This is a genomic window from Mesorhizobium sp. M1295, from assembly GCF_040318135.1.
Lineage (GTDB): Bacteria > Pseudomonadota > Alphaproteobacteria > Rhizobiales > Rhizobiaceae > Mesorhizobium.
This window is the reverse complement of the sequence record NZ_JAMYLU010000013.1, coordinates 86,515-112,674: the sequence shown is the minus strand read 5'-3', so window position 1 is coordinate 112,674 and position 26,160 is coordinate 86,515. Positions and strand designations below refer to the sequence as shown.

The 26,160-nt window shown below is 61.6% G+C and carries 24 protein-coding genes and 2 pseudogenes; 16 read left to right on the top strand and 10 right to left on the bottom strand.

The window, feature by feature from the left end:
* Window positions 1-28 precede the first annotated feature (28 nt).
* From NKH29_RS18990 to NKH29_RS18970, 5 genes are read left to right on the top strand one after another with little or no spacing between them, the layout of a single operon-like run.
* A complete protein-coding gene (locus tag NKH29_RS18990; RefSeq protein WP_352504634.1) occupies window positions 29-193 on the top strand; it encodes a hypothetical protein in 165 nt (54 codons plus the stop codon).
* On the top strand, window positions 190-2,217 hold the full coding sequence (locus NKH29_RS18985; protein ID WP_353000340.1) for a hypothetical protein: 2,028 nt from the start codon (window positions 190-192) through the stop codon (window positions 2,215-2,217). Before NKH29_RS18990 ends, NKH29_RS18985 begins: the two co-directional genes overlap by 4 nt.
* Complete coding sequence (locus tag NKH29_RS18980; protein WP_353000337.1) at window positions 2,214-3,710, top strand: FtsK/SpoIIIE domain-containing protein; 1,497 nt, start codon at window positions 2,214-2,216, stop codon at window positions 3,708-3,710. Before NKH29_RS18985 ends, NKH29_RS18980 begins: the two co-directional genes overlap by 4 nt.
* Entirely contained in the window at window positions 3,707-4,843 is a 1,137-nt protein-coding gene (locus tag NKH29_RS18975; RefSeq protein WP_353000335.1) for an AAA family ATPase, read from the top strand. Before NKH29_RS18980 ends, NKH29_RS18975 begins: the two co-directional genes overlap by 4 nt.
* Before the next feature lie 10 nt (window positions 4,844-4,853).
* A complete protein-coding gene (locus NKH29_RS18970) occupies window positions 4,854-5,720 on the top strand; it encodes a hypothetical protein (protein WP_352752940.1) in 867 nt (288 codons plus the stop codon).
* 5 nt (window positions 5,721-5,725) lie between these two features.
* Here NKH29_RS18970 and NKH29_RS18965 read toward each other — a convergent pair whose 3' ends face one another.
* The 9 genes and pseudogenes from NKH29_RS18965 to NKH29_RS18925 form a co-directional block, all read right to left on the bottom strand.
* The gene (locus tag NKH29_RS18965; RefSeq protein WP_352752941.1) at window positions 5,726-6,148 is read right to left on the bottom strand and encodes a hypothetical protein; all 423 of its coding nucleotides are present in this window, start codon (window positions 6,146-6,148) and stop codon (window positions 5,726-5,728) included.
* Complete coding sequence (locus NKH29_RS18960; RefSeq protein ID WP_353000334.1) at window positions 6,148-8,127, bottom strand: AAA family ATPase; 1,980 nt, start codon at window positions 8,125-8,127, stop codon at window positions 6,148-6,150. Before NKH29_RS18960 ends, NKH29_RS18965 begins: the two co-directional genes overlap by 1 nt.
* A 1-nt stretch (window position 8,128) precedes the next feature.
* Entirely contained in the window at window positions 8,129-8,314 is a 186-nt protein-coding gene (locus NKH29_RS18955) for a hypothetical protein (protein ID WP_124998086.1), read from the bottom strand.
* On the bottom strand, window positions 8,311-9,465 hold the full coding sequence (gene dndC, locus NKH29_RS18950; RefSeq protein ID WP_353000332.1) for a DNA phosphorothioation system sulfurtransferase DndC: 1,155 nt from the start codon (window positions 9,463-9,465) through the stop codon (window positions 8,311-8,313). The genes NKH29_RS18955 and dndC overlap by 4 nt, the downstream gene beginning before the upstream one ends.
* A gap of 4 nt (window positions 9,466-9,469) precedes the next feature.
* A complete protein-coding gene (locus NKH29_RS18945) occupies window positions 9,470-10,681 on the bottom strand; it encodes a cysteine desulfurase family protein (RefSeq protein WP_353000330.1) in 1,212 nt (403 codons plus the stop codon).
* A 497-nt stretch (window positions 10,682-11,178) separates the two neighbouring features.
* Window positions 11,179-11,286 (bottom strand): annotated as a pseudogene (locus tag NKH29_RS18940) (ABC transporter permease); the annotation flags it as partial.
* Between the two features lie 265 nt (window positions 11,287-11,551).
* Window positions 11,552-12,196 (bottom strand): nitrogen fixation protein NifQ, encoded by a 645-nt coding sequence (locus NKH29_RS18935; RefSeq protein WP_353000329.1) that lies wholly within the window; start codon window positions 12,194-12,196, stop codon window positions 11,552-11,554.
* Window positions 12,197-12,512: 316 nt separating this feature from the next.
* Window positions 12,513-12,725: a ferredoxin gene (locus tag NKH29_RS18930; RefSeq protein WP_353000327.1), complete on the bottom strand. Its 213-nt coding sequence runs from the start codon at window positions 12,723-12,725 to the stop codon at window positions 12,513-12,515.
* A 37-nt stretch (window positions 12,726-12,762) separates the two neighbouring features.
* On the bottom strand, window positions 12,763-13,980 hold the full coding sequence (locus NKH29_RS18925; RefSeq protein WP_353000325.1) for a cytochrome P450: 1,218 nt from the start codon (window positions 13,978-13,980) through the stop codon (window positions 12,763-12,765).
* A 449-nt stretch (window positions 13,981-14,429) separates the two neighbouring features.
* On the opposite strand from NKH29_RS18925, the pseudogene NKH29_RS18920 reads away from it, so the two are divergent.
* Window positions 14,430-14,758, top strand: a pseudogene (locus NKH29_RS18920) (hypothetical protein); the annotation flags it as partial.
* 127 nt (window positions 14,759-14,885) lie between these two features.
* Here the strand turns inward: NKH29_RS18920 and NKH29_RS18915 are convergent.
* On the bottom strand, window positions 14,886-15,953 hold the full coding sequence (locus NKH29_RS18915) for a hemin-degrading factor (RefSeq protein WP_353000323.1): 1,068 nt from the start codon (window positions 15,951-15,953) through the stop codon (window positions 14,886-14,888).
* 724 nt (window positions 15,954-16,677) lie between these two features.
* On the opposite strand from NKH29_RS18915, the gene NKH29_RS18910 reads away from it, so the two are divergent.
* The 10 genes from NKH29_RS18910 to nifA all read left to right on the top strand — a co-directional run bounded on the left by NKH29_RS18910 (window position 16,678) and on the right by nifA (window position 25,998).
* Complete coding sequence (locus NKH29_RS18910) at window positions 16,678-16,998, top strand: HesB/IscA family protein (RefSeq protein WP_353000321.1); 321 nt, start codon at window positions 16,678-16,680, stop codon at window positions 16,996-16,998.
* Window positions 16,973-17,509 (top strand): NifU family protein, encoded by a 537-nt coding sequence (locus NKH29_RS18905; protein WP_353000319.1) that lies wholly within the window; start codon window positions 16,973-16,975, stop codon window positions 17,507-17,509. Before NKH29_RS18910 ends, NKH29_RS18905 begins: the two co-directional genes overlap by 26 nt.
* Complete coding sequence (gene nifS / locus NKH29_RS18900; RefSeq protein ID WP_353000317.1) at window positions 17,460-18,677, top strand: cysteine desulfurase NifS; 1,218 nt, start codon at window positions 17,460-17,462, stop codon at window positions 18,675-18,677. Before NKH29_RS18905 ends, nifS begins: the two co-directional genes overlap by 50 nt.
* A complete protein-coding gene (gene nifV / locus NKH29_RS18895; protein ID WP_353000315.1) occupies window positions 18,674-19,894 on the top strand; it encodes a homocitrate synthase in 1,221 nt (406 codons plus the stop codon). The genes nifS and nifV overlap by 4 nt, the downstream gene beginning before the upstream one ends.
* On the top strand, window positions 19,878-20,258 hold the full coding sequence (nifW, locus tag NKH29_RS18890) for a nitrogenase stabilizing/protective protein NifW (protein ID WP_352503026.1): 381 nt from the start codon (window positions 19,878-19,880) through the stop codon (window positions 20,256-20,258). The genes nifV and nifW overlap by 17 nt, the downstream gene beginning before the upstream one ends.
* Before the next feature lie 187 nt (window positions 20,259-20,445).
* Window positions 20,446-21,297, top strand: coding sequence for an electron transfer flavoprotein subunit beta/FixA family protein (locus NKH29_RS18885; RefSeq protein WP_352472415.1), 852 nt, complete (start codon window positions 20,446-20,448; stop codon window positions 21,295-21,297).
* Window positions 21,298-21,315: 18 nt separating this feature from the next.
* A complete protein-coding gene (locus tag NKH29_RS18880) occupies window positions 21,316-22,425 on the top strand; it encodes an electron transfer flavoprotein subunit alpha/FixB family protein (RefSeq protein WP_353000313.1) in 1,110 nt (369 codons plus the stop codon).
* Between the two features lie 9 nt (window positions 22,426-22,434).
* Window positions 22,435-23,742, top strand: a complete 1,308-nt coding sequence (locus NKH29_RS18875; protein WP_353000418.1) for an FAD-binding protein — start codon at window positions 22,435-22,437, stop codon at window positions 23,740-23,742.
* Between the two features lie 11 nt (window positions 23,743-23,753).
* The gene (locus NKH29_RS18870; protein ID WP_023678245.1) at window positions 23,754-24,053 is read left to right on the top strand and encodes a ferredoxin family protein; all 300 of its coding nucleotides are present in this window, start codon (window positions 23,754-23,756) and stop codon (window positions 24,051-24,053) included.
* Between the two features lie 181 nt (window positions 24,054-24,234).
* Complete coding sequence (nifA, locus tag NKH29_RS18865; RefSeq protein ID WP_353000311.1) at window positions 24,235-25,998, top strand: nif-specific transcriptional activator NifA; 1,764 nt, start codon at window positions 24,235-24,237, stop codon at window positions 25,996-25,998.
* The last annotated feature ends 162 nt before the right edge of the window (window positions 25,999-26,160 follow it).

The window sequence follows — 26,160 nt, the reverse complement described above, 5'->3', positions numbered from 1 at the left end:
GTCTAACATATCCGAAGCAGAGGACAAGTTGATCGAGCGGGTGTCCCGCGAGTTCGAGCTACCGCCGGTGACCGTGCAGGCGTTGTTGGATCTCGAAAGCGAATTCCCGAACATGTCCGCCCGCAGCGCCAAGTCGCGCTTGACCCGAAGGGTCGAAGAAGTCATTTCAGCCGGGCTGGGGTCGAAGGATTGAAGTTCGTTTCCTTCGATATCGAGAATATGTTCGCCTATAACGGGACCTGCTCGGTGGATCTGTCCGAGACGCAGGATGGTGAGCGCAACATAGTGCTCATCAAGGGGCGCAACGGCGCCGGAAAAACTAGCCTGCTCAACAGCGCGAAACTCCTCTTCGCGGGCGCGCAGGACGAGTCTCTGCGGCGGGTAGGCTTCTCGCGCACCGCGCTTACAGATAAGCAATATGTTCTGGGCCAGCCCGGACGTTGGTCCGGGGTGTTCAACAAGACCGCGCGGCAGCAGGGGCATAACCGTGCTAGCGTGTCGTTGTGCTGGACCGAAGGCGGCGTGGTGCATCGGGCGCGCCGCACTTTCGTTGGCCAGAAGAGCTTTTCGGCATACTCCGAACTGGTCGAATTCGGCCCGGTAAGTTCGCCGCTTGATGGCAACGCTGCGGAGGACGCGCTGCAGGCAATGCTCCCGCGCGAATTGGTGCCCTTCTTCTTTTTTGACGGCGAACAGGTGCAGTCGCTCGCCGACGCGGAGATCGGACGCGAGGCCGGCGAGATCGAACGTCTTTTGGGGCTGCACTTCGTAGCACACCTGATCGATAAGGTGAACGACGACGCCAACCGCCGAAGCCGGGCGCGTTTGCCTGTCGACGTCATGAAAAGCGTCGTTGAGGCGGAAAACGCCGCCCGAGAGGCTCGCGCCAACGAGGCCGTCCAGGCGCGAGCACGGGTGGCGGCCGAGGAAGAACTGCTTGATCTGGAGGCGAGGCGCGCTCGGCTCGATGGGGAACGGCAACGTTTGCGCAGCGGCACCCTTTCGGAAAGCGAGGCGAAGCGCTTCCACGACCGGTTGGAAGTCCTGGCAACCCAACGTCAGACCCTGGCAGACGAATTAGCGGAACGCCTGCCGCTCGAGATCGTCTTCCGTACCCAGCCACACCTTGTGGATGAGGCCTTCGCCGTTTTGGACCGCCAGACCACGGCCGACGCGAGCCTGGCCGGGAGATTACATGCGGAATTACCGGCCATGACGGTACGCAGCCTCACCACGATCGAGGATCCGGTGACGCTGAATGCCAAGCAGCAGACTGACCTGCAGAACGACATTAGGGAATCGTTGCGAACGCTCGGCGTTGTGTCCGGCGATCAGCATCCGGTGTTGGCGTCGCTAAGCGCCAAGAAGACCAAGGCGCTGCGCGACCGGTTCCTAGTCTGGAGAAGCCGGGGAGCCGCCGACTTCGCCGAGGAGCGTGCGCAACTTCGTCGCATGCGCGAACTGGTCACCGAGACGCGTAGATTGCGCAAGGAGCTGGACGAAGCGGAGCTGAGCACCGACGAGGCTCGAGCGCGGTATGAGGAAATCACCGCCGAGATTACTAGGATCGGAGAAGCGATTCGCGACGCGATGCAGCGGTCAGCCAAGGCACTGGTGGACGAAAAGGGCTTTGCCCACGAAGCCGTTGGCCACGACGAACGCGCCACCCAGGAGATGAAGGAGTACAAAGTCTCCATGGAGCTGGACGAAGGTTATCGGTTCGCTCTCCGGGCTAAGCGCGCCCTCGAACGCTATCTGGAACTGCGGCGCTCACGCATCCGACAGTCCGTGGAGGATCGGGTGAACCAAAAGGTGGCCATCCTGCTCGCGCCCAGTGAATTGGTGAAAAGCGTCCGCCTCGACGGACAATTCATCATGAGCTACTTCGACCAGGACGGCGAGGAGGTCTCGCGCCACAGCATCTCGGCAGGCATGCGCCAACTCATCGCCATGTCGATGCTTTGGGCGCTGAAGGAGGAGGCCGCCCGATCCATCCCGGTGATCGTCGACACGCCCCTGGGCCGTATCGACTCCACCAACCGCAACCTCCTGATGCGTGACTATTTTCCGGAGGCTGGCGCGCCTCTCATCCTATTGCCGACCGACACCGAATTCACCGAGATCGCCGACGATCTGCTCGGTGAGCATATCCGGCGCCGATACCGCATCGACAACGAGGGCGGCGAGACCGCCAAGCTGATGCCGGTAGAGCTATGAAGGACAGCATCTATTTCACCGTCGAGGAGCGCGCGTTTTTCGAGCGCATTATCGACGACGGTCTGATGCAGGACGGCAGGCGCGGAGTCTACTGGTGGATTGTCCGCATCGCCATCGCCCGCTCCCTACAGGAAAGCGACGAACCGGACGAGCGCTACAAGGCCATGCCGAAGTCGCCGAGCGAGTTGCATCTGGAGCAGATAACCGGTCGCGCGAAAGAACCCGATTACGACGACGCTTTCGCGCTGCTATTGTCCCTTCGCCGGGACGAGGACCTGTTCGAGAACCACGACCTGTATGTCGAGGTGCTGCAGCGCCACGCGCGTCGTGGTATGGAATTGCTGCACGAAAGCTGGTTGCCGGGTACAAGTTTCCACGATGTCCTCCTAGACAGCCTCTACTTCCGGCCGTCGGTCGACGACGATCACTCGACCAACAAGGGTGACGTACAGTTCGATATCCTCAAGAAGGGACTACAGCAGATCGGCGTGGACGCGAACCCGATCGGCGAGCCCATTTCAGGACCCCGCCTCTCTCGTCACAGGCTGACCTTGGGCGGCGTCGAGGACTACGACAGACTTCGCCGCGGCCTCGAAGATCTGGCCTTCGCCATCGGTCTGGGTACGGGTACGATCGCTTTCGGCCGCGAACCCGGCGAGCGGCGGGTCGTGCTCGACATTCCCCGGCCGTCCGGCGCATGGCGCGACGTGCCGTGGCCTCCGCTGGTTGAGGCGTTCATGTCCTCCGATGCGGCGTTGGCGGTATGCCCAGGCGTCGACGTTATCGGCGAACCCGTCGTGTTCGACTTCGTCGAGGCGCCGCACATGTTCGTGGCTGGCGCCACCGGCAGCGGCAAGTCAGTCTGCATGAACGCCATCCTTCTGTCGATGCTGGCTTCGGACAACCCGCCCGAGTTGCTCATGATCGACCCGAAAGGCGTAGACTTCGCGGAGTACGACGGGCTCAAACTGTTGCGTGGCGAAAAGGTCGTTACCGAGATGGGGGCTGCCGTGGAAATGCTGCGTGCCGTCGTCGAGGAGATGGACGCGCGACAGGAGCGTCTAAGAGAATTCGGCGCCCGGAACATTGCGGAGGCACGTGCCGCCGGCAGTCCGATGAGACGGCTGGTGGTCGTTGTGGACGAGCTCGCTGATTTTCTGATGTCGCGCACCGGTGCGGAAGAGCCACTGGTCCGCATCGCGCAGAAGGCCAGGGCTGTCGGCATCCACCTCCTGCTGGCGACCCAGCGACCGGAAGCAGCTACTTTCCCCGGTCTGCTTAGGGCCAACATACCCAGTCGCATCGCGTTGACGGTCCAAAAGTCCTCGGACTCTAGGATCATTCTTGACGAGTCCGGCGCCGAAGACTTGATGATGCGTGGCGACATGCTCATTAAGCTGGCCGGGAGACCGCTTCTCCGGGCACACGGCGCGCGTGTGGACATCGCCGATGTGAAGCGAGCCGTAGCCGCGGCCAATTCGAGGCACACATGAACAGACCGACCAAATTCTCTCTGGTGGGCATTTCTACCGTCGACGTCGGCCCTTTGCGGGGAAAGACGTTCGTCCCGTTCCTGGATCCGACAGGCAACCCCACCAACGTCTTCCTGATCATGGGAAAGAACGGCGCGGGCAAGACCACCATTCTCGACGCCATCTACTGCGCTATGTCCTTGCTGCGGGCGCGCACAAGCGAGGCTTACGGCCACGAGGCGCTCGATAGCGGAAAAGGCGCGATCCAGCTCGACGCGCTGGTCCAGCTTGACGACGGGCGCCGGTCGGTTATGCACCTGATCTCGATGGTGGCGGGGGCGGACAAACCGCTGAAATTTTGGACGCCCGAGGAGTGCGAGCGCATCGGAGTGTACGAGGACCAGCAACTGCTTTTCTTCGGCAAAAGGCTCGGCTACGGCCCTGTCGAGCGATCCAACTCGTCCTCCCCGCTGGCGCTCGAATTCGCCGAGGCGATAATCCAGAGCCTAGACCAGCATCCGCTGTCGCTTTGGGGCACCTCGATGGCCCTGCCGACGGTGCTGTATTTCCATTCCGACCGAGGCCTGCGTCGGCCGCCGCACGAAAACCGCTCCATCGTGCGTCCCAAATCCCTGGGCTATTCGCCCGCCCATCTGTTCGGTCCAGACGGCACGAACTGGGCCGAGTCCATCGAGAACCTGCTCGTGTGGTTCGCCTGGCTCGGCGACGACCGGGAAAAGATCTGCCGGGAGATCGTGAACGACGTTGTGTTCAAGGGAACGAAGCGTCTCGGCGCCGTTGATCGCAACGAACTGTCGATCCCCGTGGAGACCGCGAGCGGAGACCATCATCGGCTCGACCAGCTCAGCAGCGGCGAACGGCAACTGGTCCAGTTGGCCATCCGTATCGCCGCACACATGACCGGTTCAACGATCGTGCTGATCGACGAGACCGAACAGCATCTGCATACCGTGATGCGCCGTCGCCTCATCAACATCCTCAAGAGTTGGGCGCAAGAGCGCGACGGTCTGAGTTTCGTGCTGACCTCGCACCAGACGGACTCGATGCGGCTTCTGGCTCCGAAGACCGTCGAGGACGGGCTCTTCAAGAGCGGCTGTCTCGTCAAACCCAAGTTCAGGTCGGACGATGACTGACAATGTAGTCATGTTCGACGAGTTCGACGACGAACGGCAGATCGGTGCTACCCATCTAGGCCTGCCACGCATCGTGCTCGAAGGCGTCGACGACTTGCGGCTGTTCGAGCGGTATTGGTTCGCTAGCTACATGGACCGCGTCGATTTCGTCCAGGCCAACGACCTCGTGCAGGGCTCAGGATGCACCGCGGTGGCCGCCGCGGTCAAAAAGAGTCGTGAGGTGGACAAGATACCTGCGTTCGGTTTCGTGGACCGGGACTGGCTTTTCCGACACCGCGACTGGGATAACCTCTTCGCGCTCGATGATGCCGTTTTCGAGGCGGCGACGTGGAACGAGGAGTTCTATACGACCCGCCGTTGGGAGATCGAAGCCTATCTGCTGGAGCCCGACCTAATGGCCGATCTAGTGAAGTCCTTCACACGATCGGGAAAAGGGACCGAGGCGGAATGCAGGGCGGCGCTCGAGCGTGCATTGGTAGAGATTGAGAACCTCCTGCTCGTGCAGCGGCTTTTCGTGGCGTGTCATGTGGCCGGCATCAATCGCGCGTCGAACCACCTAGTGCACAAGCTCGCCGAAGAGCTCGAAGCCGAGTGCGAGAAGGAGCTGGAGGCTTTCACGCACGAGAACGGCCTGGCGGCTGCCGCGGCTGTCCGACCGCTTCTCGACGCCATCGTGGACTCGTCCCCAGGTCCGGACGAGGACAAGTGGCGTTGGCTTCTCAGGTTCGTGGATACGAAGCGACTCATCGGCAGGCTGAGCAGGAGATTCGACACGGTGGGCGACATCCGCTGGTTCCTCGCCACCATGATGGAGAAGTCCGGTCGGCGGCCTCAGGAGTTGGAGAAGCGCATCAACGAAATCCTGGTGGCCGCCTGAATTGATTACAGACGGGCCATGCCGACCAAGCGCCCAACGAACGTGTCGAAGTCCCCGGTGCTGGCTCTCCAGTCTTCCCACAGCAGCGTTATGCCGCGCTGCCAATGCGATGCCGCCAAGGACTGCATTCGCTTGCGGGTCATCGCTTCGCCCGACCTCGCGTCATGCTCCGAGATCAGGGTGATCCACGTTGCCAGCTCTATACCCTGGCCGAACAGCTGCTCGCCCTTGATCGGCTTGCCGTAACCCATGCTGCCCAATTCAAAGGAGGGGAGTTGGGGAATACTTAGCGACCGACCCAGAGCGAGCCTTGCCGGCCCGTATCGATGCGGCAGACCTAGGAAGCCCTGAAATCGGCTGTTCAGTTCGTCGGCATAGCGCGACGTTCTGAAGTCACCGCGCGTGAATTCTACCATTGTCGCCGACATCAGGATGCCGCTCCCGTTACTGGAAGGCGTTCGGTCGAAGGCAGCTTCAGCGATTCGCCGCTCCGTCGTGTCACAAGCGCCAGCTCGCCGGGATGAAGCTCGGCCGGATGAACAAGAAGGACGAGTTGTCGGTCCATTTCCGTGAAATGGCCGATTACCCTACGGCGATGTTCGGCGTCGAGCCTCGCGAACGGACTGTCCATGATGATGGGGAAGTCCGCGGCTAGGCGGGCGAGAGCGGACATCAGCGACAGCGTGAAGATGTGGTTTTCGCCGGCGCTGGCGTCGAGTTCATGCAGATCCCGTCCGGACCGGTCGAGCAGTGTAACACGTCCCTCCTCGTTGACCTTGATCTGTTCGACCACAGTCTTGTGCGCCATCGAGCGATAGGCGTCGGTAATCTCGGCGGACAGCGCATCGAGGTTTTGCGGAACGGCAGCGTCGGCAAGAGCGTCGATCAGATCGGCGGCCCGGTCCGCCGCGGCGCTCCGTTTGAGCGCCACCGCGTTGCCGCTCTCGCCCAGCGAGACCGCCGCCAACTGTTGCACCTCGCATGAACGCCTGTCCTCCAACTCCCGCAACGCGGCAGCTTCCATCGCGTGACGGGCTTCCGCGCGGGCCAGTTCTTCCTGGATTCCGTTCAACTCCTCCGCCAACGACTTGGACTCGTCGTCCGTACCCTTCTGCTCGCCTAAGGCGCGATCGAGTTGGCCAATTCTCTCGTCGGCCCTAGAAACCGCGCGGGCGAGATCCCGGATGTCGGAGGCACTGACCGACGACAACTTACGGAGATGCTCCGCCACGGAAAGGCGATCTGTCTCGCCCAAATGCGAGAGCAGGGGGCCGCCGGCATCCGCGGTGCGATTTCCCCACATCTCCCGCCACGCCAGGGCGAGAGCACGGGCGACATCGTCCGTCACCGTCGTGTGGCGCGAGACGCGGTCCACGAATTCCGAGGCGCGGTTCAGGTTCCGCTCCTCGTCCCCCTTGACTTGCGCGGCCTTATGCTCAGCCTCGATCCGCTCTAGTGCGGCAGTCCTGAGAGTTTCGCCGGCCAGCGCGTGTGCGAGCTCGCCGCTCAGCAAACGACGCAGTTCGTCGCGGAGAGCGTCTCGTTCCCGGATCACGCTTTCGCGCTGCTCGAAATGCGTCTTGAACGCACGGTAGCTGTCGCCGTGCAGGCGGCCGATACGGCTGACTACGTCATCACGCCGCTCCCGCAACGGCCCGATGACCGCCAGAAGCAGTTCCACCGACGTCGCGCGTTCCTCGATCTCGCGCCCCAGATTGTTAAGCGCGAGCCGGGCTTCGGCCGTGGCAGCCGCGTTGTCGGGAAGGTTGCGGCGCCGCTCCCGCGCATAGGTGCGAAGGTCAGCCGAGGCGCGATGCAGCCGGTCGATCCCGATCGCGGCTTCCAGCGCCGTCTTGACCTGGCCGTCCATATTGATGCTCGCCATGCGCTCGAGGTGTTCACCGTCTAGGATGAAGAAGCCCGCAAGATTGTCCTGAAGGATGTTCTGATCGACGAAGTCCCGGACGAACCGCTCGTCGTCTTCGGGGTCGGGGGAAGCAAGGATTATGCGGTCGGCCCCTTGGAAGATGCGCACTTCCTCGTCGTTCTTGCGCAGGGCGCCGTCAACGAAATGCCAGATCCTCTCGATGACGTACTCGTTGTCGTCCGATTGGAAAGTGATCTCAATCGCGATTTGCGCCCGCCCTTGGCGCGCTCCTGAGTTCAGCGCACGCTCCATGAAGCGTTCATATGACCGGTCTACACGGCTGACGGAATTAGCGCGGGCCAGCAGCGGAATGCCAAGCCGCCCGTAGAGACACAGCACGAAGGCCTCGAGTAGGCTGGTCTTCCCTGATCCGTTATTACCCTCGATCAGCGCGACTGGTTTTTCGCGACCGTAGGGAATGTCCAACCGGAAGCGACGATAGGACTTCCAGTTGCGTAGCCCGATGGCGTTAAGGCGCATGCTATTCCCGGGCCTTGTCTAAAATAGCATCGAAGCGCTGGAAGAGACCGCGGCGGCGTAGCATACCGGCATGCTCATCGATGGCGTCCAACAGGTCATCCACGATCGTGGGATCAACACCCCGTTCGGTGGACAGTCGCTGCAGCAATTCCCGACCGGCGGGCGTACGGAGCAGCGCCGGCTTCACGAAACCGCCTCAAGAGCGGTAGCCTCGACAGAAGCGACGACGGCGGCGGCGTCCTCGGCCCAGATACGGTTGATCGCCTCGATCTCGGCGGCGGTGATCAGGGTGCGGCCGGTGGCACGTTCGACCTGATGCAGGCGATCGAGAATTTCCCGACGCGCGGTCGGCGTGAACGGTCCCGGGACCAATGAGCCGTCGGCAAGGAACGTCGTCTGGCCGTTGCGGCGCCGCGCCGATCGGCGAGCCGGATCGTTCCGGATTTCGGCAAGCCAGTCGCGGAAATCCATAAGTGGTTCGAGGTTCTCGTGACCCGCCTCGATGAAGCCGGCCATACTCCGGTCCTTCACGACGACGGTGCAGGTCCAGCAGCCGAATCGCGAGGACGACGTACCGCATGACGGAGCATCATCCTTACTGAGCACCAGCGGGCACTCGCCCCCCTGACCATCCTTGTAGAGTGCCACCAGATCGCGGTGGCTGCCGCCCCATGGTGGGCGACGTTGCAACAGGGTTGTCCAGACCTCGTCGGTGGAGAAATCCACGATCGGACGAAACACCTTACAGCCTTTGAGGTCGTTATGGCCATTCAGCCTCTCGCCGTTATCATACCGGCTCATGCTAACCGCTCGAGTCGCTGATTCCTGACGGCGCACACCAAGCAAAAGGATGACTTCGCCGTTTTCAGATACTCGACTCCGGATGTAATGGGATGTCGGCTGGATCTTCATGCGGTCCGTACACCAGCGGAAGGTCCTGCTTGGGGCCGGATAGCCCCGTCCGATCAAGTTGACCCAGAAAGTCTGGTCGACCTTGGGCGCCGTCTTCGCCACGACTATGGGCAAGCGCATCGCCGTCACAGCGTCAGAAATGCGGTCCAAGGTCCTGTCAACCAGGTCGGCGACAACCGGGGCTTCGACGAGGGTGTCGTTCGAGACGACGTGCACCGTGCGTTTTCGTTCGCTGGGCGGGAGCTCGAGCAGCATCTCCATCGCCAGCTGCAGGACAAGGGTACTGTCCTTGCCGCCGGAGAAGCCGATGATCCAGGGATATTTGTGGTTTTGACCGTACTCATCCGACAGATCAGCCTTGGCCGCTTCGAGCTTGTCCTCGAGCGCGTCCTCATCCATCTGGGCAGCTAAAGGCAACAGGCTCATCGACTTAAGCTCCTTTGGTCCGGTTGTAGCCGACTCGGCGCAGTTTAGCCACCGCTTCCGCCATCGTCCCGGCGCCTGTTAACACCTCGTCGAGCGTAGTGAACCGTCCGAAGCCGATGCGGATGGCTTCTTCGGCGCGCTCCAAGCCAAACCCCAGTGCCATCACGACGTGGCTGGGATCGAGGCTGTCGGAAGTGCATGCCGAACCCGAAGCTACCGACACTTTCCCGCGCAGGCGCATTAGCAACGCCTCGGCGTCCACACCGTCGAAGCTGAGATTGAGATTTCCCGGCAAGCGTTCGCCCATCGTACCGTTGATCGTGAACCGCACGCCGCTCTCGCGCAGACGTTCCATGAATGCGGCCCGCAACTCCCGCAGGAGCCCAGCCTCCTTCGTCATCACTTCCCCGGATATCCTGCAGGCCTCGCCGAAGCCGACACATAGCGCCACCGGCAACGTACCGCTGCGGAAGCCGCGCTCCTGACCGCCCCCCTCGATGATCGGGCTGATGCGTCGACCCGCGTCACGGGACATATAGAGGGCGCCAACGCCCATCGGTCCGTACAGCTTGTGCGACGAGATACTAGCCATGTCGACACCGGTTTCGGCCACGTCGAACGGAACTTTGCCTATCGCCTGCGCCGCGTCGCTGTGGAATAAGGCGCCGGCGCGCTTCGCGATCCGGGAGATTTCCGCGAGGGGTTGCAGGACGCCGATCTCGTTGTTGGCGGCCATGGCGCTGACCACGGCCGTCCCTTCGTCCACAGTCTGCGCAAGTGCATCGAGATCGACAAGGCCTTCGCCGTCCACGCCGATGATCGTCGACCGGGCGCCTCTCCGGCCAGTCGCCAGCACCACATCTAATACGGCATGGTGTTCGGTAGCCAAGGTGACGACGCCGTCCCGCCTGGACGAAGCGAGCGGGCCCTTGATTGCAAGGTTGTCGGCCTCCGTGGCACCCGAGGTGAAGACGATCTCGTCCGGTTCAGCACCGACCAGGGCGGCGACTTGCGCCCGCGCCGTCTCCACCGCGGCCATCGCCGCGATGCCGTGGTCGTGGCGACTGGAGTGCGGATTCCCCAACGCAGTTAGATGCGGCAGCATGGCTTCTAGGACACGAGGGTCCAGCGGCGTCGTCGCTTGGTAGTCGAGATAGATTCCGTGTCTATCGATCGAGCCCATGGCGTCAGTGATGTGTTCAGCCGGTGGTTTCATTCGCCCCCGGATTAACCCCTAGAGTCGCTGAGTGCAACACCCGCACCGGGGCCGGGGTATTGGTCGCCAAGGAACTGTTCGGACGGCAGTCTGCTCCCCCCTAATGCCTTGGCACCACCTGTCATATCAAAGTCGGCGGCAACTGTCGCCGGCGATGTCGATCGTCGTCGAGGCGCTGAGGCATAGGGCCCAGCAAAACGGGTGAGCTCGTCACGTCATGGTTGGTTGCGAGCGACGTCCGCTTTCAGGGGGTGGCCATCAATTTTCAATGACCGACATCAGGCGTATAGCTGCCAATAAGACACGTAGAGACGCCTTCGTGCTGACGTGAACGACCTGCGAGGTCGCGAGCGTTAGAAATTCGAAGCCTCCTGAATCTATCCTAAATCCGAATCTAGTGACCTAATTTGTCCAACAAGCACACGCAATTCGGGTTGAGGCGTGATCCAGAAAGTTCGAAAAGCTTCCAGGAACCCCAGCGCGCGCCCTGCCGGAACCTGGCCGAGAATGATGGCGGAGCCGGCAGCAACGAAATTGATGGCCACGCCGGAGACAATCTGGCCGCCCCAATGGGTGAGCGAGGCGGAACTGTGCACCAGCGCGAAAAATGACGGCGGTGAACCGCGGCCGCCCAGGCGCCGCAACCGCGAGGCAGGCGAGCAGCAACGGCCCGGAGAACACCAGTTGCTCGGCGGCGATGGTGCGGGTCGCATCCTGCACCGCCATCATGACGGCGCCCGCCGAAGCGAGCATGGCGAGTAATCGGACAGCAGGCACAGCATTAAAATCCTCGAAGGTGTCCGTCGACATTCGACAAGAGACATATGGCGCGGCGCGAGCGCTGGCGCTGTACGACCTACGAAGCGGCGCTCAATCCGAGGCGATGCCATTCTTGATCCGTGTGAGGTGGCTTTCGCCGTCCTCCGGGCCGAAGCAGCTTTCGAAATCATTGCATTCCCCGCAACTGGGCGCGCTGCATAGCGAAGAACCTTCGGCCTCGCAGAGCTTGCGGTAAAAGTATTTCTTCCATTTCATGTTTTGGGTGTTGCCGGCCGCCAGCGTCGGAAAATGCGAGGCGAGCAGGCGGCCGAGGTCGCTTCGATTGAAAAGGCCAAGGCCCTGCCAGAGATGGTCATTGCGCATGGCACGCCGGGCGATGATCTTGGCGAAGCGGGCGCTCGCCGGGTCGCCCGGACGGGCATGCGCCAGCAGCAGTCCGCGCAGAAGTTCTTCCTCCCGATCCGGCTCGGGCTCGCTCACCTCTTCCAAGGCAAACGCGTTGGTAGGAATAGCAGGGAAACAGCGGGCCAGGACATCGCGCAGCTCGGCGCGCGAAAGGCCGGTTGCCTCCGTCACCGTCGCCTCGCCGGCCTCGATCTCCTCGAGCGCACGTGAAAGCACACAGGCAAGCACATGCTGGTCGAACCTCCTCTCCAGCTCGATCTGCGGCCATCGGCCGGTGCTGAGCCGGGCATAGTGTTGGGCAAATATGGTGCCGTTCTCCTGGTTTGTCATATCAGGTCATGCAGCGACCCGGCCGGCCGCAACATGGGTCGGGCAGTTCTTCGGGTAGAGGCAGTCGCGGATCGCCTCGCGGTCGAGTAGTTCGGTAATTTCGTCCATCGGCTCTGTCGCAAATTTTGTGAGTGGAAGAGGTGTTTCGCGAACCCCCGCCCTGCCGTTTGCGCCTCATGGGGAACACTGGCGCTGGAAATACCCCCGCGGAGTTGGACGTGGACCGTGCGGGACAGAGGTCGCGTGCTGTCCTTTCCAGGGCGGCCACATGGTCGATCCCATTCAAGCCCGCCAGACTCTCGACTTGAATGACGTCCTATTCAAGCCGCGCAGCCGGTGTAAGGTCGAGTTCCAGCGCCCGTTCGGGGCAGGATCGCGCGCCTCGCGATGCAGGCAGCTCCTCCCCTTCCGCAACTTCAATGTCACCGGGAAGGATGTAACCCTCGTCATCAAGCTTGAAGATGTCGGGCGCTTGCGCCGCGCATCGGGCGTGACCCTGGCATTTGGCATTTTGGACGGTGATGCGCATGACGCTGCCTTTGTCTGTGCCCCGGCTCGGGGCGGGCCTAGGACCAGTCCAGGATCAAATTTTCGATCCCGAACACATGGCCACCAGAGGTGATGGGTGCCGTACCCTCCTTGATCCGGAAGGCCGGGATGCGCGCCAGCCACTCCTCCAGCCCAATGACAATCTCCCGCCGGGCAAGGTGTGAGCCAAGGCAACGGTGGGGACCATAGCCAAACGCTGCGTGGCGGTTGTCCTCCCGCTCCAAATCGATCGTGTTGGGGCATTCGAATTCCGCCGGGTCACGATTGGCAATCATCGTGGCGCAGGAAACATAGTCCCCCTTCCGGATCGGCGCGCCTTCGAAGTCGATATCTTTCGTAGCCACGCGGATCAACTGAATGGGCGGATAGGCCCGCAGCAATTCTTCGGTTGCGAGCGGGATGCGGTCCGGTTCGCTCCGCAGCAATTGCTGATCTTTGAGGTTGCGCGCGAGGTACGCCAAGTCAAAGCCTATAGCTGCTGCGACCGTGTCGAGCCCAGCGACGAAGACAAGCACGCCGATGCCGCGGACTTGGGTGTCCGTCAGCCGGCGGCCCTCGACCTGTGCCTGCACGATAAAGGTCATGAAATCGTCAACCGCCTCCTGGCGGCGCATGGCTGCAAGTTCGTCGATGAATGCCACGATCGTCCGGGCCGCCGCCGGACGTTTCACATCGTCACCGTGAAGCAGATCTTTCCCCCAGCCGACAAATGTGTCGAGTCGGTCATCCGGCAGCCCCAGAAAGCGAAGGAAGATGCTCACCGCGAAAGGAAATGCAAAATCCTTCATGACGTCGCAGCTTGTGCCCGACGCGGCGATCCTTTCGATCAGCTCGACCGCCCGTTCGCGGACAGCCGGTTCCAAAGCCATCACCCGCTTTGGCGAAAGCAGCGGATTGAGTAGTGAGCGAAAAACGCCATGGGCAGGCGGATCCAGTTCAAGCGGGATCATCGGCCAGTTTTCGCCAAGCGCGGACGCGAAGATGCTGCGATGGCTCGAAAACGTTTCGGCGTCCTGCAGCACCCGGCGCTGGTCACTGGCGCGAGTGATGACCCAGGTACCCCGCCCATCGCGCGTGTTGCAGGGCGAATAGAAGATCGGCGGCCCGGCATGGACGCAAGCGACGGCTGCTTGCGGATCCCCGTTGGGCGTCGGTGACATCCCTGGTGACGTAAACAGGCTGAAGTCCCTCACCATTTCGGGCGGGACATGATCTGGAACGGGGTTGGTCGCCATTTTGCTTTCTCTACATCAGGCGTTCATGCGCTCGATTGAGATTGCACCGCTGTTCATAAAGCCGATTTCCAGCATAGGTACGTCTCGGGTCAGGCGCCTTCTACATTCTGTCGCGCGATACAGCCCACCTGCACCAGCGCGGATGAGATCGGTTGCGAAGTCAATCAGAAGGGGCATCTCCGCCGCGCTGCGGTCATGAAGCAAAGCCGCCGCTTATCCCCGTTAGGGTTGAGAGGCTGGTCAATCGCCGCGGAGCTCTGTGACGCACTGCTGACGCGCTGCTGATGCCCTGCTGATCAAATTGTCAAAGCAAGTCGCGTGCCGGATAGGCGTACCCATGGCGCTGCACCAAGCGATGCCAGCCTGCACTGGGCCCACCGCCGCTAGGTTGATGATCACCTGTCCATCATTCTTAGGACAACGTCCGACAACCGACATCCACGTCGGTTTTGTCGAGTCCGCGACATCGGGCTGCTCGGCTCGGCTGCTGCTGCACAGCCTTCTGGTCGACGAGCGAGGAGATCGCTCGCACCGGATTGAGCAACGACGCGATCCCGCGCAAGGATCGGGGGCGGTCCAACAAGACCCGACGGCGCTTGCGCGCGATGATCGGAAATATCAACAAGGTCGAACCGCGCTTCGGTTCGGCGCTTGGCGTATGCGTTGTATCGCTCGGAGCCGCTGCAAGGATTTCCGGCTAGACGGCGATGCACTCGTGCGCAGCGGTCCGGCCGACGACGAGCTTGACTGTATCGCTGCGGTCAATTCCGGCGTGCACCCTGACCGTCCGTATGCGCTACGACGGCAAGCTCTATCGCACATGGACCTATATTTCCTTGCGAGCCGCTGTCGGAACGTGGTGCCGAGTCCTATGGCGGCCGGTTCAATCCGAGGGCCTGTCGGCTCTACACATCCCTGTCGGTCGGACCGGGAACGCGTGGCAGACTCTCGGCCAGAAACTGCCAGTCGCTGCGCTCGCGTTCGCCTTCCTTGCGCGTGCCGAAGAACTGGATGATCATCTTGCCGTCGGCGCCATAGGCTTCAATGGACGTGACGTGACCGTCCCTCGTCGGCTTGCGCACGGCCCAGACCTCGCGAATGTGATGGGTCCTAAGATGCAAATGGAAGGTCTCGTCGAGCACATTGATCCGCGGCCCGATCTGCTTGACCGACTTGATCGGGCCGGAATGGATCTGGATGCAACCATGATTGCCGACAAAGCACATGATCGGCATCTCGTCTTCGGCCGCCTGTTGGAATAGGGCGCGAACGGCATCATTGTCGAGCAGCCAGGCGTAATCCTCGTCGGCCATATGCATCGCCTGGCAGCGGCTGAGCTTCAGTGCCTTCAACATATGGTAGAACTGATGCACGTCGCTCAGCCGGCTCCAGTGCTCGCGTAGGTCGTCGACCGTGGCGGCTTGGTCTGGACTCACTGCGTTATCGCGCGCCCCGCTCGCCTCGACCGATATGATCGGCTCCTGGTCGGAGGATGCGAGCTCTGCCGCCAGATGCTGATAGGCCTGCAGGTTCGAGGCGGGCCTGAGATGTACTTTGTGCATCGCCTCGCCGGTGGCATCAAAGAATTGCAGGCTGCGGCGGATCTCGGCTCCCTCGCGCTTCTCGACGGCGAAGCCATACGCCCACGCTTTCGGGAAGATGCGCAGGTCGATCTCGTCGCCGAGCACCATGGCATGCGGGTTGCCGGTGACCACTTTGTCGTAGACGCCGATCTTTTGGTGCACGGCACTTTGGTTGCGGGTGACCGCCATTACCTCGCCGACCGCTTCGAGGCCGGTCAGCAGATCATGGACGCGCGGCTCGATGCGCACCGCGCCGTGACCACAATGCGCCGCGACCAATTCGGCTTCCGAAATGCCCAATCGAGCGGCGAGATCATGCTCCCGGATTTTCGGATTGTCTTCGCACGCCCGCCGGATTTCGTCCGGCGACGGTTTCTCGCGCTGGTCCATGTCTTACCCCTGCTTCCACCTACGTGTGAGGATCAGCTGCCCTGCCGGTGAATCTTCAGCCGATAGGGCGCGCCGTGATGCTCGACCCTGATCTGCTGCTAGCCCGTGAACAAAGTGTCGCTGGACAGCGTGCGCACGTCGTCGCACCCGCGCGAAAACCGGGGGTGCTATCGGAGCGGCGAGACCCGAGTGACACGAGCAGGCACATGCCGATGGAATCACATCGAGCCGGTCGGTGGCCACCGGGCGGTGGTGAGCGATTGTGGGTGTTGTCGCAATCGGCCAATCGGTCATTCGGATGCCACGGGCGGCGCTGCTTCGCCAAACAAAGCGTGTCTGACCCAGTCCTGACATGTTGCTCCCTTGCTTCGCCCCATCGATCGCGAGGGCACCCACGACACGATTGTGGATCGGCAGTCTCTTGCCGCCTCGCCAGTGGAGCTTCAAAAACCGTGCCAATTGCGCCGAAGCAAGCTCAGAAGAAGTCTTCTGTAATGGTCATTGGTTTAATGTGAGTTCAGCCAACAACTCAGGCCCAACATCCCGCGTCGCGGACCCGACAAACCCGACAGTACGTGTCGGTTGGCCGACACCTTCGCAGCAATCGCTCACGAGAACCATAGCAGTGTCTGAGATGTCGCGCTGTGTTGAAACATTTTTTTGCTTTGGCACGGTGCATGCAACGTGATGCGCAAGCAGGTCCCGGACTGAGGAGAATGGAGCCATGATTACGCTCACCGACAATGCTGTTGCCGCCGTCAAGACTGCTCTTTCCCGCGCCAGTGAGCCGGCGGAAGGCTTTCGCATCATGGTCCAGGCTGGCGGCTGCGCCGGCTTCAAATATTTAATGGGCCTGGAGAGCGTCTCGCGCGAAGGCGACGCGATCACCGAGACAGATGGGATCAAGCTGTTCGTGGACGCGGGCTCCCAACCCCATGTCGCCGGCATGACCGTCGACTTCCTCACCGGGCTCGAATCTTCCGGCTTTGTCTTCGATAACCCCAACGCGCGCGAGAAGTGTGGCTGCGGCAAGTCCTTCAGTTGATCGCCCGAAAGCGCCTGTGCGGGTCCATGAAGCGATTGCCGCCGACGGACTCATTTGCGCCAGAGGAGGCTTATATGGCCGGCACAACAGATGTCCCCGTCCTCAAGAACAAGGCAAGGTCGAAGCCGACCTTGGGACCGGCAATCCCTTCCGGCAGGATGCAAAGAACGTCCCCTCCCGAAACAGTTCGGTTCCTGGTGGCACCCAAGCTGCTGGCGGCCAAATCGCACCGCTGCGCCAAATTCGGCTTATCGATAACGTCGTCGTGTTCGGGCGTCCTTACCTGCGGGCTGACGGCGGCGACTGCGGACTTGTCCATGTCGACGCCGATCCGGTCTACGTCAAACTCTCGGGCGTCTGCGCCGGCTGCCAGTTCGGGCCCATCATCATCAACGGCATGCGCCAGAGGCTCAATGAGGCGGTCGCACGGTCGCGTCATTCCGGTCAACTGAGGATCGCACATGAAACCTGTCTACCTCGACAACAACGCAACCACACGGGTCGATCCTGAGGTCGTGCAAGCGATGTTGCCGTTCTTTAGGGATCAATTCGGCAACCCTTCGTCGGCGCACGCTCTTGGCGCCTCAGTCAGTGCGGCGGTGAGAAAGGCGCGGAGGCAGTTGCAAGCTCTGATCGGCGCGGAGTTCGACGATGAGATCACCTTCACCTCGGGTGGGACAGAAAGCGACAATGCAGCGCTTCTTTCGGCGCTCGAGGCGGCGCCCAACCGAACCGAGATCGTGACGTCTGCGGTCGAGCATCCCGCCGTGCTGACGCTCTGCGCGCATCTTGAGAAGACCCGCCGCGTCAAGGTGCACAGGATCCCAGTGGATTGCCGTGGCCGGCTCGACCTCGACGCCTATATGGCCGCCCTCACCCCACAGGTGGCAATCGTCTCGATAATGTGGGCGAACAATGAGACTGGTGTGATCTTCCCCGTGGCCAGGCTTGCCGAGTTGGCCAAGGAAGTGGGCGCCCTTTTCCATACCGATGCTGTGCAGGCGGTCGGCAAGCTTCCGATGGACCTGAAGTCGACCGCAATCGACATGCTGTCGCTCTCCGGCCACAAGCTGCACGGGCCGAAAGGGATCGGCGCGCTTTTCGTAAAACGTGGCGTCAATTTCCACTCGCTGATCAAGGGGGGCCACCAAGAACACAACCGGCGTGCTGGCACCGAGAATACGCCCGGCATAGTCGGGCTCGGCATGGCGGCCGAACTCGCCTCGAAATTCATGGACGACGAGACCACACGGGTAAAGTCGCTCCGCGACCGTTTAGAGGACGGGATTCTCCAGCGCATCCCAAGCACCTGTGTCACTGGTGATCCCCTGGAACGGTTGCCCAACACCGCAAACATCTCCTTCGAACATGTCGAAAGTGATGGAATTCCACTTCTCCTCAGCCGCGTGGGCATCGCGTGTTCCTCCGGCTCCGCCTGCACCTCCGGCTCGCTGGAACCGAGCCATGTCCTGAGCGCGATGAAAACGCCACACGCGGCAGTCCGCTTCTCCTTGGCGCGGGACAACGGCGAAGCGGACGTCGACCGGGTGCTCGAGGTCATGCCGGCAATCGTGGAGAAGCTGCGTGGCTTTCCCAGTTCTGGGCCGGGTAAGCGAAACTCCGAAGACGTTCAATCCGGTCTATGCCTGAGCGGCAGCAGAACAGGCTACCGTTCATGACCCGTCATGTCTTTCTCAACGATACGACCTTGCGCGATGGCGAGCAGGCGCCCGGCGTCGCCTTTACCACGACGGAAAAGCTGGAGATCGCCGAGTCTCTTGCCGCGGCCGGCGTCACAGAGATCGAGATCGGCACGCCGGTCATGGGCGCCGACGAGATCGAAACAATTCGCGCCGTGGTCGCGCGGTGTCTCCCGGTTCGGCTCATGGCCTGGTGCCGGATGACGTCGCTGGATCTCGATGCAGCGATCGAGAGCGGCGTCCACGCCGTCAATCTATCGCTGCCTGCATCGGACATCCAACTTGCCGCCAAGCTCGGCCTCGATAAGGCGGGAGCGCTCCAGGTCATCGAAAATATGGTCAGGCGCGCAGCCGCCGCCGGCTTCTTCGTCGCGGTGGGCTGCGAGGATGCCTCGCGGGCCAATCGGGATCATCTCGCCCACGTCATCGAGACGGCTGCACGCGCCGGCGCAAGCCGCGTCAGGCTAGCCGACACAGTCGGCGTTCTCGACCCGTTTTCGACCTTCGAACTTGTCGCCCAGCTCGTGCCGCAGTCTCCAATCGACCTTGAATTTCATGCGCACAACGATCTCGGACTTGCTGCCGCCAACACGCTGGCCGCGATCCGCGCAGGCGCGCGCCATGCCTCCGTCACCGTCCTGGGGCTCGGCGAGCGTGCGGGCAATGCCGCGCTGGAAGAGGTGGCCGCCGCGATGGCGGTCTTCGACGGCGCGGATACCGGCATCGAGCTGACCGCATTGCCCGACCTCGCCGCCCAGGTGGCTTGGGCCGCCCGCCGGCAGACCGCGGCCATTAAGCCGGTCGTCGGCGCCGATGTTTTCACCCACGAATCCGGCATTCACGTCGCAGGGCTGCTGAAGGACTCGCGTACTTATCAAGGGCTCGATCCGGCTCTCGTGGGCCGCTGCCGGCGTATCGTCATCGGCAAGCATTCCGGCGCCACTGCGATTGCCCATGTGCTGAGCGAAAGCGGTCGCGATCTCGACCCGGATCTGGCAGCCGCGATGGTGGCCCGCGTCCGGCGCGAGGCGGCCGAGACCAAATCGACCGTCACTGCAACTCAACTGGTCGAGCTCTACGATGGAATGTGCAGCGAGGCATCCCTCGCGGAGTTGGCGGGTCCAGGTCAGCCGTGCGCGAGCGCACCGACACCACAGTTTTCCGACCAGGGAGAATGCAATGAATTGTTCCGCTGACAGCCGCCCCATCGATGTCACCGACATCCTCGCACGACTGAAGCGCCTGTCGGCTGCGGAGGAGTTCTTCGCAGTCCTTGGCGTCTCCTATGATCCGAAGGTGCTGAATGTCTCGCGGCTCCATATCATGAAGCGCGTGGGCCAATACCTTGCCGAAGAAGATTTCTCCGGTCTGCCCGACCAGGTGATTGCCGCGCGGGTGCGCGCGACGCTCGAACGCGCTTACGAGGACTTCGCGGTTTCCTCGCCGCTCACCCATCGGGTCTTCAAGGTGCTCAAAGACCACGATCCGAACAAACCTGCCACGCCGGGCCGCACCTTTGTCCCGTTCGACTCCGTACTGAAGCGGTTCGGACAGGAATGACCGTGACACGGGTTGCGACGCGACAATGTCGAGAAGCCGACAAATCCGGTCATCACCACGGCGCCCTCAGAAGCAACCAAGCGAAGTTCTAGGAATTGGGGCAGCGCAAAACAGTTGGCACGAATGATGCGCACCAAAGAGATAACCGCCAAGCCCGCATCCGGACAGGAGCCTGGAGAAACCGCCAATGCACATTGTAATCTGCATCAAGCAGGTGCCGGACTCGGCACAGATAAGGGTCCATCCGGTGACGAACACGATCATGCGTCAGGGTGTTCCGACTATCATCAACCCTTACGACCTGTTCGCCCTCGAAGAAGCCCTCAGACTGCGCGACGCCTATGGTGGCGAAGTCACCGTGCTCACTATGGGTCCGCCCATGGCAGAGGACGCTCTGCGCAAGGCGCTCGGTTACGGCGCCGACCGAGCGGTGCTCTTGACCGACCGCTATTTTGCCGGCTCCGACACGCTGGCGACCTCGTTCGCCCTTTCCCAGGCAATCGCGAAGGTTGGCGAGACGTTCGGCACGCCAGACCTCGTCTTCACCGGCAAGCAGACGATCGATGGCGACACCGCCCAGGTCGGGCCCGGCATCGCCAAGCGCCTCGGACTCCTGCAACTGACCTATGTCGCGAAGATCGCCTCTATTGACCTTGCTGCACGCGAGATCAGGGTCGAGCGCCGCTCCGAAGGCGGCACACAGATGCTGAAGAGCAGGCTCCCTTGCCTGATCACCATGCTGGAAGGCACAAACGAGATCCGCCGGGGCTCGATCCAGGACGCCCTGTGCGCCGCGCGCAGCCAGGTCTTGAAATGGAGTGCGGCCGACGCCGGCATTGAGGATCTCACCAAATGCGGGCTGCGCGGTTCACCGACGGTCGTCAAGCGCGTTTTCGCCCCTCCTGCGCGGGCGGAAAAGGCGGCAAAAATCGACACCGCCGAGATGGCTTTGCGCGATGTCGCTGACGAACTCATCACGGCAATCTTCACCCGCCAGCCGGCATTGGAACATGAGCTCGCCTTCAACGGCGGCGCGTGAGAGGGCAAGGATCAGACGATGTCGAACGCGAACCGAGAAACCCTTCGCCCTGCCGCGGGCCGTGCCGGCATAAAGAAGGAGCTGCCCGCGCATTTCAAGGACTACCGGCACGTTTGGGTTTTCATCGAGCTCGAACGCGGTCAGGTCCATCCCGTATCATTCGAACTGCTCGGCGAAGGCCGCAAGTTAGCAGACAAGCTTCAGGTCCAGCTTGCGGGCGTCGTGCTTGGACCGCCGGGAGAGGCCATCGGGAACGCCGTTGCCGAAGCCTTCGCTTATGGTGCCGACCTGGTCTACATCGTCGAGGCGCCGCTGCTCGCCGACTACAGGAACGAGCCTTTCACCAAGGCGATGACGGATCTGGTCGATACTCACAAACCCGAGATCCTTCTTCTCGGTGCCACCACACTCGGCAGGGATCTTGCCGGCTCCGTGGCGACGACCTTGCAGACAGGGCTCACGGCCGACTGCACCGAACTCGATGTGGATACCGACGGTTCGCTCGCCGCCACCCGTCCGACTTTCGGCGGTTCCTTGTTGTGCACGATCTATACGCTCAATTTCCGACCCCAGATGGCGACAGTGCGACCGAGGGTCATGCCCATGCCGCAGCGGGCGGATAAACCGGTCGGGCGTGTCATCCGGCACAAGCTCTCGGTAGCCGAGGACGAGATCGTTACCAAAATCCTCGGCTTCCTGCCGGATAGTCAGTCGGCAAAGGCAAATCTTGCCTATGCCGACGTCGTGGTTGCGGGAGGCCTCGGTCTAGGCGCGGCGGAGAACCTGCAGCTTGTGAAGAATCTCGCGCGGGCAATCGGCGCCGAGCATGGCTGTTCGCGCCCGTTAGTCCAGAAGAGCTGGATGCCAGCTGATCGGCAGATCGGCCAAACTGGCAAGACCATCCGGCCGAAGCTTTACATAGCGGCCGGTATTTCCGGCGCCGTCCAGCATCGGGTTGGCGTCGAGGGGGCGGATCTCATCGTGGCCATCAACACCGACCCGAACGCGCCGATTTTCGATTTCGCTCACCTCGGGATCGTCACCGACGCGATCCGCTTCCTGCCCGCACTGACGGAAGCTTTCACCCGGCGGCTGTCGCCCCACAGTCGCGACAAGCTTGCGAGCTAAGGGATGGACATGATTGAGGAACAATTCGACGCCATCGTTATTGGGGCCGGGATGTCCGGAAACGCAGCTGCTTACACCATGGCCAGCCACGGCCTGAAGGTGCTGCAGTTGGAGCGGGGTGAATATCCGGGCTCCAAGAATGTCCAGGGTGCCATCATGTACGCGAACATGCTGGAGAAGATCATCCCGGATTTCCGGGACGATGCGCCTCTCGAGCGGCATTTGGTTGAACAGCGGCTTTGGGTGATGGACGACACATCCCATACCGGGATTCACTATCGGTCGGACGACTTCAATGAGGCGAAGCCCAACCGCTACACGATCATTCGTGCCCAGTTCGACAAATGGTTTTCACGTAAGGTGCGCGAGGCCGGCGCGACGGTTCTGTGCGAGACGACCGTGATGGAACTCATCCGTGACGCCAAAGACAGGGTGATCGGCGTCCGCACAGACCGGGCCGGCGGAGCCATCTACGCGGACGTGGTCGTCCTCGCAGAAGGTGTATGCGGACTGCTTGGCACGCGGGCCGGCCTGCGCGAGATGCCGAAGCCGCAAACCGTGGCGCTCGCCGTCAAGGAAATGCATTTCCTGCCCGAAGAGGTCATTGAGCAGCGGTTCGGCCTGAAAGGCGATGAAGGCTGCGTGATCGAGGCGGTGGGCACGACCTCCCGCAGCATGGCCGGGCTCGGCTTCCTCTACACCAACAAGGAGTCGATCTCACTGGGCATTGGCTGCCTCGTCTCCGATTTCGCCGCGATGGTCGAGAGCCCTTACGTCCTCCTCGACGCCTTAAAAACCCATCCTTCGATCCGGCCGCTGATCGCCGGCTCGGAAGTGAAAGAATATTCCGCGCATCTCATTCCCGAAGGCGGCTACAAGGCTATTCCGCAGCTCTTTGGCGACGGCTGGGTCGTGGTCGGCGATGCCGCGCAACTGAACAACGCCATTCACCGCGAGGGTTCGAACCTCGCCATGACCTCCGGCCGCATCGCGGCTGAGGCAATCATCGAGGTCAAGAGCCGCAACGGTCCTATGACCAAACGGAATCTCGCCCTTTACAAAGCCATGCTGGACAAGTCCTTCGTGGTCAAGGACCTAAGGAAATACAAAGACATGCCGGCCTTGCTCCACACCAATTCCTGCAATTACTTCACGGCTTATCCGCGGTTGATGTCGCAAGCCGCGCAGAACTTCATGCGTGTCGACGGCACGCCGAAGATCGAGAAGGAAAAGGCGACCACGGCGGCCTTCATCAAGGCGCGCTCGCGCTGGGGGCTGGTCAGCGACGCGGTCCGCCTTGCATTGGCGTGGCGCTGAGGGGAGACGAAATGACGATCGCAGTGACGAAGTCACGTGTCGAGGACAAGCTTTACCAGAACCGCTACTTGGTGGATTCCGGCCGTCCGCATATCAAAGTGCGACCGCACGAGAGGCCAAGCGCGAACTTGCTCGCGCTGACCCACGTCTGCCCCGCGAAATGTTATGAGTTGAACGACAAAGGTCAAGTGGAGATCACTGCCGACGGCTGCATGGAGTGCGGCACCTGCCGGATTTTGTGCGAGACCAGTGGCGAGATCGAGTGGAACTATCCACGCGGCGGCTTCGGAGTCCTCTTCAAATTCGGATGAGGACGCACGCACCGTATCAAGAGGGTCAATCTTGGTACACCTGAGGTCGCGACCAACGCCAAGTCTATCTTTGCTTGATTTGCCGCGCCACGAAGAGAAGCTCGTGAATACCGTGCTTTCAGAATTCAGACTCAGACACAAAAGGAGGAGCACTCTGGACGACAACCGCTGAGGTGTTTCCATGGCTCACGTACCGCAAGATCGGGTCGACGAGGTAGCACCTCGGGATACCCGCCCTGAACCGCCCATCAAAAGCATGCCCCAAGCAGATATCGCGCTCAGGGGACTCTACGAGATATCGAAGGTGCTGACCGCCCCCAGCGAGCTGGAGATTACGCTCGCCAATGTCGTGAACATCCTGCCTTCGTTTCTGCAGATGCGTCACGGAGCAATCGTCGTCCTGGACGCTGAAGGAGAGCCGGAGATTGCCGCAACTGCCGGCAATACCCACGCACCTCAATCAGGCACTCGCCGCGTCATACCACAGGCCATAACAGATCAAATCGTCGCTACGGGGACGCCGCTCTTCATACCGGACGTCCGCAAGTCCCAACTATTTCAGGCTGACCTTCAAACATATTCGAGCAGCGGCACCATCCCAATTGCCTTTATCGGTATCCCGCTAAAGGCTGATCATAAAATCCTTGGGACATTGTCGATCGACCGCGCCGGAGACGGCGCCACCGACTTTCGCGACGACGAGGACACATACTTCCTGACGATGGTCGCCAACCTTGTCGGCCGGACGATCCGTCTCCATCGCATCCTGAGTACAGATCGTCAGCGGTCTGTCCATGAGCAATGGAGACCGGAGAAATCGCCCAACGAGGGGAGGACCTACGACCCTGCCCGGCATGCGGATGTCAAAATCGACGGGATCATCGGGGAAAGCCCCGCACTCAAGCAGGTGCTCGAAACCGTCTCGGTCGTAGCAGGTACCAATTCCACCGTGCTACTGCGGGGTGAAAGCGGCACCGGCAAGGAATTCTTTGCGCAAGCCATCCATAAGCTCTCACGTCGGAGGAAGAAGTCTTTCGTCAAATTGAACTGCGCCGCACTGTCTGAAAGCGTTCTGGAGTCAGAACTGTTTGGGCATGAAAAGGGCGCTTTCACGGGTGCTATCTCCCAGCGCGCCGGTCGTTTTGAATTGGCAAATGAGGGAACGCTGCTACTTGATGAAATCGGCGAGATTTCGCCGGCCTTTCAAGCCAAGCTGTTGCGTGTCTTGCAGGAAGGCGAGTTGGAGCGAGTCGGCGGCACCAAAACGCTACAGGTCGACGTGCGCCTCATATGCGCCACCAACAAGGACCTCGAGACGGCCGTCATAAAAGGGGAGTTCAGGGCCGACCTTTATTACCGCATCAATGTGGTGCCAATTATCCTGCCTCCGCTCAGAGAGCGACCCGGCGATATTCCACGCCTTGCGAACGCCTTCCTCAATCGATTCAACAAGGAGAACGATCGCGCACTCGCCTTCGCGCCGTCGGCCCTTGACCTGATCTCGCAATGCTACTTCCCTGGTAACGTCCGCGAGCTGGAGAACTGCGTCCAAAGGACGGCCACACTTGCGCGTTCAAGGACGATCACGCCATCCGATTTCGCCTGTAAGAAGAGCCAGTGCCTTTCCTGGCTCCTCTGGAAGCGAGCCGACCGCTCGAATGGCGGCAATATCATCGACGATCTCGCACGGGTCAACGCAGGGCCGGTCGGATTGCGGCTGCCGGCCAGTCGCATCGGTGCCTCCGCAGGCAAGGTATCTCCCCTTGCGGCCGGCGATCCGAACGATCCCGCTTGTCCCCCGCGTCTGACGGAACGCGACCGGCTGATCGACGCGATGGACAAGGCCGGTTGGGTTCAGGCCAGGGCGGCTCGTATCCTCGGCCTCACGCCGCGGCAAATCGGCTACGCGCTGCGCCGACATGGCATCGAGGTGAAGAAATTCTAGACGTCGTGATGACGTCAAACGTCTCCCTCACACTCTGCGCGCCCAAGGCTGGTAACCTTCGCGACCCGATTTGCTTGTCCACTGTCGGAAGCCCGACAAAGGTGTGTCGGAGCAATCCGACGGAATCCGACACGAAAGCACAATTCGTGAACCAAAACCGCT